Below are 16502 nucleotides of genomic sequence, written 5' to 3'. Positions count from 1 at the left end.
CATGAATTCCGCGACCGACAACCATGCTCTTCCGATCCTGGTCATCTACACCGGCGGAACCATCGGCATGCAGGAAAGCGCCCGGGGCCTGGTGGCCGCGGGCGACTTCGAGTCCCGCATGGCGGCGGCGCTGGCGACGTTGCCACCCGACAGGCAGCGAAGGCTGCCGCGCCATGTGCTATGGGAAGCGGCCAGCCCGATCGACTCCAGCAGCGCCACGCCCGCCGACTGGGTAGCACTGGCGAACATGATCGCCGAGCGCTACCGGGAGTTCGCGGGGTTCGTGGTGCTGCATGGAACCGACACCCTCGCCTGGTGCGCGACCAGCCTGGCTTTTCGACTCCAGGGCCTGTCCAAGCCGGTCATCGTGACGGGGGCGCAAAAACCGCTGGAAGCCGCCGATAGCGACGCCCTCGACAACCTCGAGGCAGCGCTGCGGTTTGCCACGGAGAGCACGTTGAGAGAAGTCTGTGTCAGCTTCGGCGGTCGCCTGATGAGGGGGTGCCGTGCGCGGAAATGGTATACTGCGTCCAGTCTCGGATTCGAGACGCCGAACTGGCCGCTACTCGGCGAGATGGTGGATCACGCCCCTGTCCTCTACCCATCCCGCTGCTGGCAAAGCCGAGGAGCACCGCAATTCGAGTTAGCCGCCACGCCGCTTCCCGACGTCGTGCGCCTGCTTCTGTGGCCGGGCATCCGCGCCAGGGAAGTAGTCAGGTGGTTGGACGACGACCAGATCAAGGGTGTCGTCATCGAGTGCTGGGGAAGTGGCAATCTACCGGAAGACGCCGAACTGCTTGGCGTCCTGGCTCGCGCCGCCTCGGCGGGCAAGACCATGGTCGCCATCAGTCAATGCCCGGTCGGAGGGGTGAATCTCGACGTCTATGCCACGGGTCGGACACTGACGGAGATCGGCATCCTGTCCGGCGATGACATGACGCCGGAAGCCGCTCACAGTAAACTCGCCCATCTGCTGGCCCAGGCATTGTCACCGGAGGAACTCAAGCAGCGTTTCCTGACGCCCCTCGTCGGCGAACGAGGCGCCTTCGCGACATAGCCTCGGATAGCGCCAAATCCCATACCAGACAGATCGCCCTGCCACAGGTTGAAAGCATGACACCCTCGACTTCTCACTCCCCATCCGAGCCGGCCGTGGTCATATACTCCGGTGGGATGGACTCCTACACCGTTCTGCATCGCGCCATCCGCGAAGGGTACACGGTCCATGCTCTGTCATTCGACTACGGCCAGCGCCATGCCCGTGAACTCGACGTGGCCCGCCGCGTATGCGAGGACCTGGGCGTGTCTCATCGGGTCGTCGACATCCGCGCCATCCATCAGCTGATCGGTAATTCGGCACTGACGGATAGCAGTCGCGCGCTGCCCAAGGCGGATTACGCCGAAGACAACCTGGCCGATACCGTGGTACCCAACCGCAACATGATCCTGCTATCGCTGGCGATCGGTTACGCGGTCAATATCGAAGCCGCCGTCTGTTTCTACGGCGCACATGGTGGTGATCATGTTCTGTACCCTGACTGCCGACCGGCGTTCGTCGACCGCATGAACGACGTTGCCGCCATCGCCAACTTCGAATCGGTCAGAATCGAAGCGCCATATCTCCATAGCGACAAGGCAAGCATTCTCAGCGACGGGATCGAGATGGGACTCGACTACGCTCGAACCTGGACCTGTTACCTGGGCGGAGAAATCGCCTGTGGCGAGTGCGGCAGTTGCCGGGAGCGAATCGACGCCTTCGCCCGTGTCGGGATGGAGGATCCGATCCCCTACGCACTGCCCGACCGGCACTAATGGTGGCACGGGAACCGCTCGCGCTCGGCGATCTCGCGCTGGAAGCCGGAACAGAAGGCCCATTCACACCGCGTGAATTCCGCGTTTTCGCCGTTTTGCCTTATTCTGCCCTCGCCCGCCGGCTTGCGGTACAAAATCCGTGCAGTCTACCGTCGTCGCAGCACGTCCCGACCCGCCAAGCCCTAGCGGGGCCGGCCCGACGGCCAGCCCGCATGAACCTAGCACGGAAGTTTGCATGTACAGCGTCAAAGAAGCCTTCTATACCTTGCAGGGAGAAGGCGCCCAAGCCGGTCGCGCCAGCGTTTTCTGTCGCTTCACCGGCTGCAATCTCTGGTCCGGCCGAGAGCGTGACCGCGCGAGAAGTCGATGCACCTTCTGCGATACCGACTTCGTTGGAACCGATGGTCAGAATGGCGGCCAGTTTCTCGACGCCGCCGCTCTGGCTGCCCATCTGACGGCACTCTGGCAGGCGCCCGATCAGGCCAACGTCTCTCGCTACGTTGTCTTCACAGGTGGCGAACCTCTGCTACAACTGGACGAGGCGCTGATCGATGCCATGCATGCGCAGGGATTCGAGGTCGCCGTCGAGACCAACGGCACCCTGTCGGCGCCCGCGGGTATCGACTGGATCTGCGTCAGCCCGAAAAGCGATACGACACTAAGCCTGACCCGGGGTCACGAGCTCAAGCTCGTCTACCCCCAGGTGGGCGTCGATCCGGCGAATTTCGCCGGACTCGATTTCACCCATTTTTTCCTGCAGCCGATGGATCTTACGCCAGGTGCCATCATCAGCGATGGCGACCCGATGGCAGCAACCGTCGAATATTGCCTTCAGCACCCGCAATGGCGTCTCTCGCTGCAGACCCACAAGATCGCAGGAATCGATTGATGACCCTGTTCGTGAACAACCTGACCAATATCGACGCATCGATCTGGTCCCCCCAACGCGGACTGAGCGGCGCCAGCTGGCACGTTGACGTGGAACTCGACGGCGAGCTGGGGGAAGACGGCATGCTGTTCGACTTCGGCGAGGTCAAACCGTGGATCAAGTCGCGCCTCGATGCGGGCCTGGATCATACGTTACTCGTGCCGACCCAGGCAGCCGGCGTCAAGATCGAGGAGTGCAGCGAAGGTCTCCACCTGGCGGCTGAACTCCCCTTCCCCCTGGAGCTCCGGGCGCCTCGCCAAGGCTTCACCCTATTCCCGTGGGGAGAGATCACCTCGGAGCGCCTGGGCGCGCATCTCAGCGCCGAACTCAGCAAACGACCGCCACCTAGAGTCGAAGCGATCCGAATTCGTCTTCGCGAAGAGCTGGCCGATGGCGCGATCTATCGTTACAGCCATGGCCTCAAGCACCACAAGGGCAACTGTCAGCGCATCGCTCACGGCCATCGTTCTCATCTGCGAATCTGGCGGGATGGCCGACGCGATTCCGAACTCGAGATGTATTGGGCGCAGCGCCTGGATAACGGCTATCTCGTCGACAATGCCGATATCATCGAGCCCCGCCGCGGTGATGACATCATGCGAGTCCGCTATCGATCGGACCAGGGAAAGTTTCAGCTGCACCTGCCGAAAGAGCGCTGCCACACACTGCCCGCGCCCACCACCGTCGAAAACATCGCGGCCTGGCTAGCCGAACAGATTGCATCGTCCACCGGCGCTCACATCCGGGTGCAGGCATTCGAGGGAATCGACAAGGGTGCGCTCGCCGAGAGCCGCGGCACCAGTGCGACGGGCTAGCAAGGCATGAGTTGCAGAGCCGGCTGCGGTGCGTGCTGCATCGCACCATCGATCACCACCCCCATTCCCGGCATGCCGGAGGGTAAGCCCGCCGGCGTTCGCTGCGTCCAACTCGACGACGACAATCTATGCCAACTATTCGGGGACGCAAGTCGCCCCGCCGTCTGCCGACGCTTCGAGTACGACCGGGAGCTGTGCAGCGATGACCGCGAACAGGCGCTACGCATTCTCACCGAGTGGGAGCATGCCACTCGCTAAGTCGCACACCCTTGGTGACCACCGCTGATGCTCGGAGCGACCGGCTCCTCATCAACCATTCTTACTAACGATAAAACCCTCCCGGCTGACGGCGCAGCACCGTCAGGCCAGAGAGGGTTCGGCAAGAGCCAGGCGAAACAGTACGCCTGGCTAGCGGGAGTATCAGTTACGCTCGATTTCCGCCTCGTCCTGCAGTGTCTGGGTCAGCCCCTGAATGACGATTTGGGCCTGCAGGCGTTGCGCCAGGCGTGTCGCAAAGTCTGCGTCACCGGAGTCCGCATCGCCCGGCTGCACTGACTCGACCCCGACGATGGCAACGCCATCCTGGCTGTCGGCGTGTCCCCAGACCGTCTTGCCATCCTCGGGATGAGGAAGACGGAAGGCCTCCTGGAGCACGGCGTCCGGCAAGCCGTCGGCATCCCGGGTGACACCATCGGCCTGCTGCCAATCGATATCCGCTGCCGCCTGGCCGCTGCGCAGCGACGCCAGGGTTGCGGCCGCGAGCTCCTGCAACCGCTGCCGAGTCTGCTGCGCCTTGACCGCGCTTTCCACCTGGGCCCGAACGTCGTCGAGCGGCAACGTGCTGGCTTCACGGTGATCGACGACACGAAGCGCAACCCGCTGCTGGTTGTCGGTCTCGATCACGTCGCTGTTGTAGCCGTCCTCCAGCACATCCGGAGAGAACGCCGCTGCGGCGACATCCGGATTGGAGAGCACCCCTTCGCCACCCGCGTCCCGAGAGAACCAGTCGCTGGTCATCACCTTCAGTCCAAGCTCGTCGGCGACGCTGGAGAGATCTTCCGCCTGATAGACATCATCGGTCATCTTCTGCGCCCGCTCATTGAAGAGCGACTGGGACTGTTCGAGCTTGACCTGCTGAACGAGGGCTTCGCGATCATCCTCGAATGAAGGGATATCGATCCCTGTCACCTTGATGAGGTGCAGGCCGTACTGCGTCTGGACGATCTGTGACACCTGCCCCGGATCCAGTGAGAACGCGGCGTCATCGAAACTCTCGCCGAAGAACCCTTTCTGAATCGCCCCGAGATCCCCGCCGTTATTGGCCGAGGAAGAGTCATCGGAATACTCCCGCGCGAGATCGGCGAAATTTGCGCCCTGCGCCAGCTTGGACTGGACCTCGGCCAGCCGCTCCCGCGCCTGCGCTTCCGTACGATCGTCACCGAAAGTCACCAGGATGTGAGACACCTCGCGCGGAGCTTCGGCTCGCGCCTGCTCGTAGGCCTGGCGCAACTGGTCGTCGCTGACCTCGATGTCCTTGGCCACATCCTCCTGATTCAGAACGATATAGTTGACCTTGACCTGCTCGGGACGGCGATAGTCCTGTTGATGCTGGTCGTAATACTGCTGAAGATCGGCATCACTGGGGGCCACGGGTTGCTCAAGGTCCGCCGCTGACAACTGCGCGTAGCGGAATGTCCGCTGCTGATGCTGCAGCGATGCCAGCCGCGTCTTTTCGGACGGCAGCAGGAAAGTGGAAGCCGCAAGCCCCTGCTGGACCTGGCGCCGCAGAGTATCGGCTCGGAGCTCGCGACGGAAGGACGAGGGCGTGTAGCCGGCCTGGGCCAGACGATTGGTGAACAGCTCGTCAGAGAAGCGACCATTCTGATCCTGGAATTCAGGTAGCGAGACGATCAGCTGATCCAACTGGCTGTCGGAGATGTGCAACCCGCCCTCGCTGGCGTACTGATCCAGAGTGCGTTGCTGAATCAGCTGATCGAGCACCTGGCTTCGGAACTGGCGCTCCTGGCTAGCTGGAACCTGGCCCGAACGGATGCCTCGCTGAACCTGCGTTTCGACGGCCTGGCGGCTGATGGACTCACCGTTTACAGTCGCCGCATCGTTGCTCCCGGCAGAAAAGTAACTGACCAGAGACTCCGCGCCGAAAAGCGCAAAAGTGACGATGATGGCCCCCACGATGACTTTCGCCACCCACCCCTGAGAACCCTCACGAATTCGTTGCAGCATGCTGTCCTCGCATGTCGTTGACCCAAAGTTGCGCCCGTATCGTACACCGCCATGCCACCGAGACGCACCCGGGGGCGGATCACTGGCGACGGCACCTGCGTCAGCTTATTCATTGCAGCAGGCAATAAAAAAGCGCACCGCTGAGGCGATGCGCTTATGTGCGACGGGCTTTCATCGGCCGAACCGCCTTGGCCTTTTGGCGTTTAGCGAGACGCCAGCCCGCGACAGAGCGAAACTCAGTTCACCGCGTCTTTAAGTGCCTTGCCAGCCTTGAAGCTCGGCACTTTGGCAGCACTGATGTTGATCGGCTTGCCAGTCTGCGGGTTACGGCCAGTACGCGCAGCACGTTCCTTGACCGCAAAAGTCCCGAACCCAACCAGTGCTACGGAGTCGCCTTTCTTCAGGCTGTCTGATACGGACTCGATCATCGCGTCGAGTGCACGAGTAGCAGCGGCCTTGGGAATATCGGCAGACGCAGCAATGGCTTCAATCAGCTCGGATTTATTCACACTTCACCCCTTGACTGTATACGAAATTAACAGGACATCGATGCGCAATCAGAGACGCGGTCACGATCACAACAAGTGGGCATTTTATAGCAATGCCAAGATTACCCTGTCAATCGAGATCCTTAGAAAAACCGCGTCATATCGGGCTTGGCGCACGAAATTTGCTTATCGACAAGATCAATGTGTGCTGACATTGGTTTGCGAAGAAGTTACATCTTCGACAAGTTTTTCATCATCGTCGACATGGTTCGTCAATGCCGTTGACAACACGTCATCAATCCACTTCACCGAGCGAATGTCCAATGCATTCTTGATATTCTCGGGCACCTCTTTCAGGTCCCGACGATTATCCTCCGGTATGAGTACGATCTTTATACCACCGCGCCGGGCAGCCAGCAATTTCTCCTTTAACCCGCCGATCGGCATGACCTCGCCACGCAGGTTGACCTCGCCTGTCATGGCAACGTCACATCGTACCGGGCGCCCGGTGTAGGCGGACACCATGGCGGTCACCATGCCGATACCGGCACTGGGGCCATCCTTGGGCGTCGCTCCCTCGGGAACGTGGATATGCAGGTCCTCTTTCTCGAAGCGCTCCGGATCGATGCCGAACTGGCTGGCCCTGGCCCGCACCACGGTGTGGGCCGCGCTGACCGACTCCTTCATGACGTCGCCCAACGAACCGGTCTTGTTGACGCGGCCCTTGCCAGGCGTCACCACGGATTCGATATACAGCAATTCGCCACCGACCGAAGTCCACGCCAGGCCGGTGACCCGCCCGATCTGATGCTCCTGATCGGCCAGGCCATAGCTGTACCGACGCACGCCGGCGTAACGCTCGATATCGTCCGCCGACAGCACCAACCCCGCCTGGGCCCCCTGACCTTTCCCGGCCTCGAGGCGCTCACGCAGAACCTTGCGGCTGACCTTGGCTATCTGGCGCTCGAGTTCGCGCACCCCGGCCTCGCGAGAATAGTAGCGCACCAGCTCGAGGATGGACTCATCACTGAACGCAAGCTCTTCCTCCTTGAGGCCGTTGGCCTTGAGCTGCTTCGGAACCAGGTAACGCTTGGCGATGGCCAGCTTCTCGTCCTCGGTATAGCCCGGTAGCCGAATCACTTCCATGCGGTCGAGCAGCGGCCCGGGGATGTTCATCGAATTGGCGGTACAGATGAACATCACGTCCGACAGGTCGTAATCGAGTTCGAGATAGTGATCGCTGAACTTGTCGTTCTGCTCGGGATCGAGGACTTCGAGCAGTGCCGAGGAGGGATCTCCTCGATGATCCATGCCAATCTTGTCGACCTCGTCGAGCAGAAACAGCGGGTTTCGCACCCCGGCCTTGCTCATCCGCTGTATCAGCTTGCCCGGCAGCGAGCCGATGTAGGTCCGGCGGTGGCCGCGAATCTCGGATTCGTCACGCACGCCGCCAAGGGCCAGCCGGACGTAACGCCGGTTGGTGGCGCGCGCGATGGATTGTCCCAGCGAGGTCTTGCCCACGCCAGGCGGCCCGACTAGACAGAGCACCGGCCCCTTGAGCTTCTTGACCCGCTTCTGCACGGCGAGATATTCCAGAATTCGCTCTTTGACCTCTTCCAGTCCGTGGTGATCTTCGTCCAGGACTTTGACCGCGTGAGCCAGGTCGTGCTTGACGCGTGTGCGTTTTTTCCAGGGCACGGACAGCACCCAGTCCAGATAGGAGCGCACGACGGTCGCCTCCGCCGACGTCGGCGACATCATCTTGAGCTTGCCGAGTTCCTGCGTGGCCTTGTCGACGGCCTCCTGCGGCATGCCGGCTTCCTGGATGCGCTGCTCGTACTTCTCCGCTTCGTTGGGAACGTTCTCGAGCTCGCCCATCTCTTTCTGGATGGCCTTCATCTGCTCGTTGAGATAGTACTCGCGCTGGGATTTCTCCATCTGGTCCTTGACCCGCGACCGGATGCGCTTCTCGACCTGGAGCAGGTCGATCTCCGACTCGATCAACGCCATCAGGTGTTCGACCCGATCACGCACGCGATCCATTTCGAGCAGTTCCTGCTTGTCATCGATCTTCAACGACAGATGCGCACAGATGGTGTCGACCAGTCGGCTGGGATCCTCGATCTCCTGCAGCGAGGACAAGACTTCGCTCGGCACCTTCTTGGACAGCTTGACGTACTGCTCGAACTGATTGAGCAGTACGCGAACCAGCGACTCCTGCTCGCGTTCGCTCAGCGGTTCACTGTCCCGCGCAACCGCCTGTGCGCTGATGAAGCCATCCTCATCCTCCAGGACCTCTTGGATATCGGCTCGAAAGCTCCCTTCGATGAGAACCTTGACGGTACCATCGGGCAGCTTCAGCAACTGCATGATATCGGCGACCGTACCGATACCGAACAGATCCTCGACGCCGGGATCATCGTGGGCAGCCTCGCGCTGCGCGACGAGCAAAACGCGCTTGTCGTGCTCCATCGCCGTCTCCAGCGCGCGGATGGACTTTTCACGCCCCACGAACAATGGGATGACCATCTGCGGATAGACCACCACGTCACGCAGCGGCAAGAGCGGAAGCTTGAGTGTCTGGTCAGAGCTCTGCGCCATTACAGCATTTCCTCGACAAACTTTCGGATGGGTGAGCCACCAGAGCGGCAATAGGGAAGATACGTGGGGGCACCACCGCTCAGATGCAAGAGTGATCGACGCGGGCGATAGCCATAAAAGCGAGGGGGCCCGTCAGGCCCCCTCGTCTAGGCAGATAACAACGCGGATTCGATCACCCGTCCTTGTTGGCGACGCGGCTCTCTTCCTGCTTCGAGTAGATCAGCAACGGCTCGCTGTCGCCGGAAATGACGGAGCCGTCGATCACGACCTTGGTCACGCCGTCGAGCGACGGCACGTCGTACATGGTCTCGAGCAGCACGGATTCCAGAATCGACCGTAGACCGCGCGCGCCCGTCTTGCGCTCCATGGCCTTGTGGGCCACCGCTCGCAACGCATCCTCTCGAAAGTCCAGCTCGACACCTTCCATTTCGAACAGGTGGGCGTACTGCTTGACCAACGAGTTCTTGGGCTCGATCAGGATCTGGACCAGCGCGTCCTCGGTCAGCTCCGTCAACGTCGCGATGACCGGCAGGCGCCCGACGAACTCGGGGATCAAGCCGAACTTGACGAGATCTTCCGGTTCGACGTCGGCGAGAATATCGCCAACCCCCTTGTTGCTTTCCTTGCTCTTGACGGAGGCGTTGAAGCCGATCCCGCCCTTCTCGGCGCGGTCGCGGATCACCTTGTCCAGGCCGGCGAAGGCACCGCCGACGATGAATAGGATGTTGCCAGTGTCGACCTGCAGGAACTCCTGCTGGGGATGCTTGCGCCCCCCTTGCGGCGGCACGGAGGCCGTCGTGCCCTCGATAAGCTTGAGCAGGGCCTGCTGGACACCTTCGCCGGAGACGTCGCGAGTAATCGACGGGTTGTCCGACTTGCGGGAGATCTTGTCGATCTCGTCGATATAGACGATGCCGCGCTGAGCCTTCTCGACATCGTAGTCGCACTTCTGCAAGAGCTTCTGGATGATGTTCTCGACATCCTCACCGACGTAGCCGGCTTCCGTCAGCGTGGTGGCGTCCGCAATCGTGAACGGCACGTTGAGCAGGCGCGCCAGCGTCTCCGCCAGCAGCGTCTTGCCGCTACCGGTCGGGCCGATCAGCAGGATATTGGACTTGCCAAGCTCGATGCTGTCGCTCTTGCCACCAGTACTGCGCAGGCGCTTGTAATGGTTGTAGACGGCCACCGACAGCACCATCTTGGCGCGATCCTGGCCAATTACATAGTCGTCGAGCGTGTTACGGATCTCTCGAGGTACGGGAAGACGGTCTTCATCGCTCTCGGCGTCGGCTTCCAGAACCTCTTCGCGAATGATGTCGTTGCAGAGATCGACACACTCGTCACAGATATAGACGGACGGCCCGGCGATAAGCTTGCGAACCTCGTTCTGGTTCTTGCCGCAGAACGAGCAGTAGAGCAGCTTGCCGTTGTCGTCTTTGCCTTTACCGTCGGCCATTCGTGTACCTCGTCAGGACGGCGGCGCAGTGCGCCGCCGTGTGAAACCTTGACTCAAACGCTATCAGGATACCGGACGCTTATCCAGCATGGCGTCGATCAGGCCATATTCAACGGCCTGTTCGCCATCCATGAAGTTGTCCCGATCGGTGTCCTGAGCAATCTTGTCGATATCCTGCCCAGTGTGCTCGGCCAGAATGCGGTTCAGCTTCTGGCGAATGGTCAGGATTTCCCGGGTGTGGATCTCGATATCCGCAGCCTGGCCCTGATATCCCCCAAGCGGCTGGTGAATCATCATCCGCGAATGCGGCAGACAGAAGCGCTTGGATTTGGCGCCGCCGGCAAGCAGCAGCGCACCCATGCTCGCCGCCTGGCCGATACAGACCGTGGAGACATCAGGCTTGATGAACTGCATGGTGTCGTAGATGGACATGCCTGCGGTCACCGAGCCGCCCGGCGAGTTAATATAGAGGTGGATGTCCTTGTCCGGATTCTCGGACTCCAGGAACAGCAGTTGCGCCACGACCAGGTTGGCCATGTAGTCCTCGACCTGGCCAACCAGGAAGATGACACGCTCTTTGAGCAGACGAGAATAGATGTCGTATGACCGCTCGCCGCGCGCACTCTGCTCCACCACCATCGGGACCAGGCCACCGGCATTACTGATGTCGAACTCGTTACGCATCGCGATTTCCTTACATCTGGTGATTGTCAGGCCCATCGACTAGCGACCCGGCCGGAACCGGGTCGTCTCGCTTACCAAGCACCCGTCATGCTTTGGAATCGCTTTCCTCGGCTTCGTCCTCTTCGGCCGCTTCCTCGGACTGCTGGGCGGCCTGCAGCACTTGCTCGTAGCTCATGCTGACGTCGTTAACCTGAGCCTGCTCGAGAAGCTTGTCAACGGCCTTGTCTTCCAGCACGGCAGACTTGACCTGTCCCTTCAGCTCATCGTTCTGCATGTACTGGTCGACGACCTGCTCCGGCTGCTGGTACTGGGTTGCCAGCTCCTCGGCACGGGCACGAATTTCGTCATCGCTGGCATCGAGCTCGTGCTGCTTGATGACTTCCGCCAGCAGCAGGCCGATCTTGACACGGGTGCGAGCCTGCTCGGCGAACAGCTCGTTCGGCAACTGGCTGACGTCGAAGTCTTCACCGAGGCCGAACTGCTGGGCGGCTTGACGCTTGAGCCCGTCGGTCTCCTGCTGGATCAGCGACTGCGGGACCGTGACGTCGTTGGCTTTCTGCAGCGCATCGAGAGCCTGCTGCTTGACCCGGTTACGGGCCGCCTGGCGGACTTCGCGCTCCATGTTGCCCTTGACCTCGGCCCGGAACTTATCGGCATCGCCGTCTTCCACGCCGAACTCCTTGATGAAGTCGGCATCAACTTCCGGCAGCGCCTTGGCAGAGACTTCATGAACCTTGACCTTGAAGGTCGCCTCCTGACCCGCCAGGTGCTCGGCCTGGTAGTCCTCGGGGAAGGTCACGTTGATGCTCTTCTCGTCACCGGCCTTGGCGCCGACCAACTGCTCCTCGAAGCCCGGAATGAAGCGATTGGACCCCAGCTCGAGCTCGTGCCCTTCGGCGGAACCGCCCTCGAACGGCTCATCGCCGAGGAAGCCCTGGAAGTCGATCTTGACCTTGTCACCCTCTTCCGCTGCGCGTTCGACCGGCTGGAACTCGGCCCGCTGTCCGCGCAGGGTCTCGATCATCGTGTCGATATCGGCATCGGCGATCTCCGCCTGCGGACGCTCGATGGTGGTGCCATCGATGCCGCTGAGCTCGATTTCCGGATAGACTTCGAGCGTGGCGACGAACTCCAGGTCCTTGCCCGTCTGATCGACCTTCGGCTCGATCGAGGGGTAGCCGGCCGGGTTCAGGCTCTGCTCGGTGATTGCCCGCACGTAGTGCTGACGCATCAGCTCACTGACGACCTCATTGCGGACATCCTTGCCATAACGCTGGCGCACGACCGCCATCGGGATCTTCCCTTGACGAAAGCCATTCAGACGAACGCGCTTGGCGGTGTCTTGCAGGCGAGTCGCAACCGCTTCATCGACCTCGGCTGCGGGAACCTGAACAGTGATGCGACGTTCGATCTGGGATGTCGTCTCAACGGAAACTTGCATAGATGATCCTCTACCGACGGGGGCGTTCTGTGAATGCAACTCAAAGACTGTGACTTCAAAACTGTCATTTCAAAGCAAGGGGGCGATTTTAAGAACCCCCATGCCTACTGGCAAGCTGACTAGCGCGGTAAATGGTACCGATCGGGGCAAAATACAAGCTTGATGCGGCAAAAATCGACTTTAGGAGCATTCCCGATGCATCCGAGCCATCGATCGACGACGCCTGGCCGCACGCTGCAGTCGACAGCCGGAAAGAAAAGCCAAGAGAGGAAATAGACAAAGAAGGGAAGAAATGGGGTGGATGATGGGGATCGAACCCACGACCACCGGAGCCACAATCCGGGGCTCTACCACTGAGCTACACCCACCATTTCTAGAAGCTTGATCGGTAATGGGGTGGATGATGGGGATCGAACCCACGACCACCGGAGCCACAATCCGGGGCTCTACCACTGAGCTACACCCACCATACCGACTCTGCATCGACCGGGAACGCGTCACGCCGTGTTGAGTGGCGCGCCCAGCAGGACTCGAACCTGCAACCTACGGCTTAGAAGGCCGTTGCTCTATCCGGTTGAGCTATAGGCGCATTCCAATACCGGCTGCATTTCCATCGACACACGAAGACGACAAGCTTGGTCGGGGTAGAGGGATTTGAACCCCCGACATCCTGCTCCCAAAGCAGGCGCGCTACCAGACTGCGCTATACCCCGATGCCGCGTTTTTCGTGTCCGATGACTCTACGAGCCCTTCGATGCGCTGCGTATTCTACGGATCCTTTCAGCGGGGTCAAGCCTTTACGTGCACTCAGGCCCGATTCGTCAGCCAGCGAGGAAGTCACCGTCGGACCCGAATCCCACTTACCCGTCACCGTGCGTTGACTGCATCGCTGGGCATGCGAAAATTGCCCACCTCCTCCGGCGACCCGCCGGCCTTCAGGACTCAGAAAGGAAAGTCGATGACCGCTCAGTTGATCGATGGCAAAGCCATTGCCGGCGCAATTCGCAGTCAGGTAAAAGCCGACGTGGAACATCGTACCCAACAAGGGCTGCGCCGCCCGGGGCTGGCCGTCATTCTGATCGGTCACGACCCGGCATCGGAGGTCTACGTCAGCCATAAGCACCGGGCCTGCGAGAACGCCGGCATCCTCTCCTTCAGCCATCGGCTCGAGACCACCACGACCCAACGGGAGCTGGAAGCGCTGATCGACCGGCTGAACGCCGACCCGACCGTCGATGGCATTCTGCTGCAATTACCACTGCCAGCCCATCTCGACGCCAACCCCCTGCTTGAGCGCATTCGTCCGGACAAGGATGTCGACGGGTTCCACCCTTACAACCTCGGGCGCCTGGCACAGCGACTTCCGTTGCTGCGCCCCTGCACCCCCAAGGGCATCATCACCCTGCTGGAGCAGAACCGAATCCCGCTGCGAGGACTGGACGCCACCATCGTCGGTGCCTCCAACATCGTCGGTCGACCCATGGCGCTCGAGCTACTGCTCGCCGGCTGCACCACCACGATCTGCCATCGCTTCACCCAAGGGCTCGAGGAGAAGGTCAGACAAGCCGACCTGCTGGTGGTCGCCACTGGCAAGCCCGGCTTGATCGATGGCAACTGGATCAAGCCGGGGGCGATCGTCATCGACGTGGGCATCAACCGCCAGCAGGATGGCACGCTGATCGGAGACGTTGATTTCGATACCGCCGCCGAACGCGCCAGCTGGATCACGCCGGTACCCGGCGGCGTCGGCCCAATGACCGTCGCCACGCTGCTGCAGAACACCCTGCAGGCCGCCGAACTCCATGATGCACAGTGAATCATCGACCGCTCCCATCAGGACAATGGATCATCCCATGCAGACTCTCGGTATCATCGGCGCCATGGAACAGGAAGTGGCCCTGCTCGCCTCCCGCCTGGACAACCCCCGCACCGAACATCATCCTGGCGGCATCTTCCATTGCGGCGAGCGTCACGGTCTTCGGATCGTGCTGCTACAGTCCGGGATCGGCAAGGTCAACGCCACAGTAGGCGCAACCCAACTGATGACCCACTACCGCCCGGACGCCATCATCAATACCGGTTCCGCGGGCGGCTTCGGTGCGGCGATGGAAGTCGGCGACGTGGTCATCTCCAGCGAGGTGCGCCACCATGACGTCGACGTCACGGCATTCGGCTACGAGATGGGCCAGGTTCCGGGGATGCCCGCCGGCTTCAGCGCCGATCCGGGATTGATCGACACTGCCCGTGCCTGCATGGAGACACTCGGTGCCCTGCGCGTCCACGAGGGGTTGATCTGCACCGGCGACAGCTTCATGGCCGACTCGGCGCGCGTCGATGCCGTGCGCGAGCACTTCCCCCAGATGCTGGCCGTGGAGATGGAAGCCGCCGCCATTGCCCAGACGTGTCACCTGTTCGGTTGCCCGTTCGTGGTCATCAGGGCGCTATCGGATATCGCCGGCAAGGAGTCCAGCCTCTCGTTCGACGCCTTCCTGGAACAAGCCGCGACTCACTCCGCCGAAATGGTCGAAGCGATCATCGCCCGCCTGGCCAACGCCTGAGACCGAGCCGAGTGCCCTAACGACGAACCCCGCCAATTGGCGGGGTTCGTCGTCTCAGGACAGCATCGGCTCAGGCCGGCGGCGCTTCGAAACTCCAGCGCGTCCCTTCGCGGGAGTCCTTCAGCACGACGCCTAGCGCGGCCAGTTCGTCGCGAATTCGGTCGGCTTCGGCGAAATCCCGCTGACTCTTGGCCATCGCTCGCGCCTCGATTCGGGATTCGATCTCGGCCTCGCTCAGCGGCAGCTCGGTAGCACCGGCCTTGAAGAAATCGGCGGGCGCACGCTCGAGCAAGCCCAGCAGATTCGCCAGCCGCTTGAGCTCCTGGCCGAGCGCACTGGCGTGAGCCGGATCGGTGTCTCGTAGCCGATTGATCTCCCGCGCCAGGTCGAACAGCACCGACAGGGCTTCAGGCGTATTGAAGTCGTCGCTCATCGCCGCCGAGAAGCGCTCGGCATAGATGCCCTCGACGTCGCCGTGAGCCGTCTCGACGCCGTCCAGGGCATGATAGAAACGCTCGAGCGACTTGCGGGCTTCGCTCAGGGACTCCGGCGCATAGTTGATCGGACTGCGATAGTGACTCGCCACCAGCAGGTAGCGCACCACTTCCGGATCGTGAACTTCCAGCACCTCGCGAATCGTGAAGAAATTGCCCAGCGACTTGGACATCTTCTCCTGATTGACCCGTACCGCGCCGGCGTGCATCCACACATTGACGTAGGGCTTGCCGGTGGCCGCCTCGCTCTGGGCGATCTCGTTCTCGTGATGCGGGAAGGTCAGATCCGGGCCGCCGCCATGAATATCGAAGGTCTCTCCCAGGCAGCAGGTCGACATCGCCGAGCACTCGATATGCCAGCCTGGTCGGCCTTCGCCCCAAGGCGAGGGCCAACTTGCCTCGCTCGGCTTGGCCGCCTTCCAGAGCACGAAGTCGAGCGGATCCTCCTTGTGTTCGTCGACGTCGACACGGGCACCCGCACGCATATCATCGAGATTGCGGTTATTGAGCTTGCCATAGTCGGCAAAGCGGCGAACACGGTAATAGACGTCGCCGTTGGCGGCCGCGTAGGCATAGCCGCCTTCGATCAGGCGCTCGATCATCGCCACGATCTCCGGGATATGCCCTGTGGCGCGAGGCTCCGCATCCGGCCGCAGAACCCCCAGCCGCGCCTCATCCTCGTGCATGGCCGCGATCATGCGCTCGGTCAGCGCCGAAATCGACTCGCCGTTCTCCTCCGCGCGTTGGAGAATCTTGTCGTCGATGTCGGTGATGTTGCGAACGTACGTCACGTCCAGGCCGGTCTGGCGCAGCCAGCGCGTGATCACGTCGAACGCCACCATCACCCGGGCATGACCCAGGTGGCAATAGTCGTAGACCGTCATCCCGCAGACGTACATTCGCACCTTGCCGGGCTCGATCGGATCGAGTTTCGCCTTGCGGCGCGTCAGCGTGTTGTAGATCTCCAGCGCGCTCATGTTC

At 61.4% G+C, this 16502-nt stretch carries 14 protein-coding genes and 4 tRNA genes; 7 read left to right on the top strand and 11 right to left on the bottom strand.

The window, feature by feature from the left end; all coding sequences use genetic code 11:
• Window position 1 precedes the first annotated feature (1 nt).
• The 5 genes from DOM56_RS10910 to DOM56_RS10890 all read left to right on the top strand — a co-directional run bounded on the left by DOM56_RS10910 (window position 2) and on the right by DOM56_RS10890 (window position 3813).
• Entirely contained in the window at window positions 2-1057 is a 1056-nt protein-coding gene (locus tag DOM56_RS10910) for an asparaginase (RefSeq protein ID WP_110708780.1), read from the top strand.
• A gap of 56 nt (window positions 1058-1113) precedes the next feature.
• Window positions 1114-1812, top strand: a complete 699-nt coding sequence (gene queC, locus DOM56_RS10905; protein ID WP_110708779.1) for a 7-cyano-7-deazaguanine synthase QueC — start codon at window positions 1114-1116, stop codon at window positions 1810-1812.
• A 235-nt stretch (window positions 1813-2047) separates the two neighbouring features.
• Complete coding sequence (gene queE / locus DOM56_RS10900; RefSeq protein WP_110708778.1) at window positions 2048-2701, top strand: 7-carboxy-7-deazaguanine synthase; 654 nt, start codon at window positions 2048-2050, stop codon at window positions 2699-2701.
• Window positions 2701-3555, top strand: coding sequence for a 6-carboxytetrahydropterin synthase (locus DOM56_RS10895; protein ID WP_110708777.1), 855 nt, complete (start codon window positions 2701-2703; stop codon window positions 3553-3555). Before queE ends, DOM56_RS10895 begins: the two co-directional genes overlap by 1 nt.
• A gap of 6 nt (window positions 3556-3561) precedes the next feature.
• Window positions 3562-3813 carry a YkgJ family cysteine cluster protein gene (locus DOM56_RS10890; protein WP_110708776.1) on the top strand — a complete coding sequence of 84 codons (252 nt, stop codon included), beginning with the start codon at window positions 3562-3564 and terminating at the stop codon, window positions 3811-3813.
• A gap of 162 nt (window positions 3814-3975) precedes the next feature.
• Here the strand turns inward: DOM56_RS10890 and DOM56_RS10885 are convergent, their stop codons facing one another.
• The 10 genes from DOM56_RS10885 to DOM56_RS10840 form a co-directional block, all read right to left on the bottom strand.
• Window positions 3976-5799, bottom strand: coding sequence for a SurA N-terminal domain-containing protein (locus DOM56_RS10885; RefSeq protein WP_110708775.1), 1824 nt, complete (start codon window positions 5797-5799; stop codon window positions 3976-3978).
• A 236-nt stretch (window positions 5800-6035) separates the two neighbouring features.
• Window positions 6036-6308 (bottom strand): nucleoid-associated protein HU-beta, encoded by a 273-nt coding sequence (gene hupB, locus DOM56_RS10880; RefSeq protein WP_110599351.1) that lies wholly within the window; start codon window positions 6306-6308, stop codon window positions 6036-6038.
• A 177-nt stretch (window positions 6309-6485) separates the two neighbouring features.
• Window positions 6486-8888: an endopeptidase La gene (lon, locus tag DOM56_RS10875; RefSeq protein WP_110708774.1), complete on the bottom strand. Its 2403-nt coding sequence runs from the start codon at window positions 8886-8888 to the stop codon at window positions 6486-6488.
• A gap of 172 nt (window positions 8889-9060) precedes the next feature.
• Window positions 9061-10344: an ATP-dependent Clp protease ATP-binding subunit ClpX gene (clpX, locus tag DOM56_RS10870; RefSeq protein ID WP_110599347.1), complete on the bottom strand. Its 1284-nt coding sequence runs from the start codon at window positions 10342-10344 to the stop codon at window positions 9061-9063.
• A gap of 63 nt (window positions 10345-10407) precedes the next feature.
• Window positions 10408-11028 carry an ATP-dependent Clp endopeptidase proteolytic subunit ClpP gene (gene clpP, locus DOM56_RS10865; protein WP_110599345.1) on the bottom strand — a complete coding sequence of 207 codons (621 nt, stop codon included), beginning with the start codon at window positions 11026-11028 and terminating at the stop codon, window positions 10408-10410.
• A gap of 85 nt (window positions 11029-11113) precedes the next feature.
• Entirely contained in the window at window positions 11114-12469 is a 1356-nt protein-coding gene (tig, locus tag DOM56_RS10860; RefSeq protein ID WP_110708773.1) for a trigger factor, read from the bottom strand.
• A 293-nt stretch (window positions 12470-12762) separates the two neighbouring features.
• Window positions 12763-12837, bottom strand: a tRNA-His gene (locus DOM56_RS10855).
• A 24-nt stretch (window positions 12838-12861) separates the two neighbouring features.
• Window positions 12862-12936: transfer RNA gene (locus DOM56_RS10850), tRNA-His, on the bottom strand.
• A 45-nt stretch (window positions 12937-12981) separates the two neighbouring features.
• Window positions 12982-13058, bottom strand: a tRNA-Arg gene (locus DOM56_RS10845).
• A 47-nt stretch (window positions 13059-13105) separates the two neighbouring features.
• Window positions 13106-13182, bottom strand: a tRNA-Pro gene (locus DOM56_RS10840).
• 245 nt (window positions 13183-13427) lie between these two features.
• Between DOM56_RS10840 and folD the strand changes: the two genes are divergently transcribed.
• On the top strand, window positions 13428-14285 hold the full coding sequence (gene folD / locus DOM56_RS10835) for a bifunctional methylenetetrahydrofolate dehydrogenase/methenyltetrahydrofolate cyclohydrolase FolD (RefSeq protein WP_110708772.1): 858 nt from the start codon (window positions 13428-13430) through the stop codon (window positions 14283-14285).
• Window positions 14286-14322: 37 nt separating this feature from the next.
• Window positions 14323-15027 carry a 5'-methylthioadenosine/S-adenosylhomocysteine nucleosidase gene (mtnN, locus tag DOM56_RS10830; protein WP_110708771.1) on the top strand — a complete coding sequence of 235 codons (705 nt, stop codon included), beginning with the start codon at window positions 14323-14325 and terminating at the stop codon, window positions 15025-15027.
• 70 nt (window positions 15028-15097) lie between these two features.
• Here mtnN and cysS read toward each other — a convergent pair whose 3' ends face one another.
• Complete coding sequence (gene cysS / locus DOM56_RS10825; protein ID WP_110709329.1) at window positions 15098-16489, bottom strand: cysteine--tRNA ligase; 1392 nt, start codon at window positions 16487-16489, stop codon at window positions 15098-15100.
• Window positions 16490-16502 lie beyond the last annotated feature (13 nt).

Origin of the sequence: Salinicola sp. CR57 (genome assembly GCF_003206585.1) — a bacterium.
Classification (GTDB): Bacteria; Pseudomonadota; Gammaproteobacteria; order Pseudomonadales; family Halomonadaceae; genus Salinicola; species Salinicola lusitanus.
Note: the sequence above shows the minus strand (reverse complement) of the source record. Positions and strands in the feature narration are given on the sequence as shown.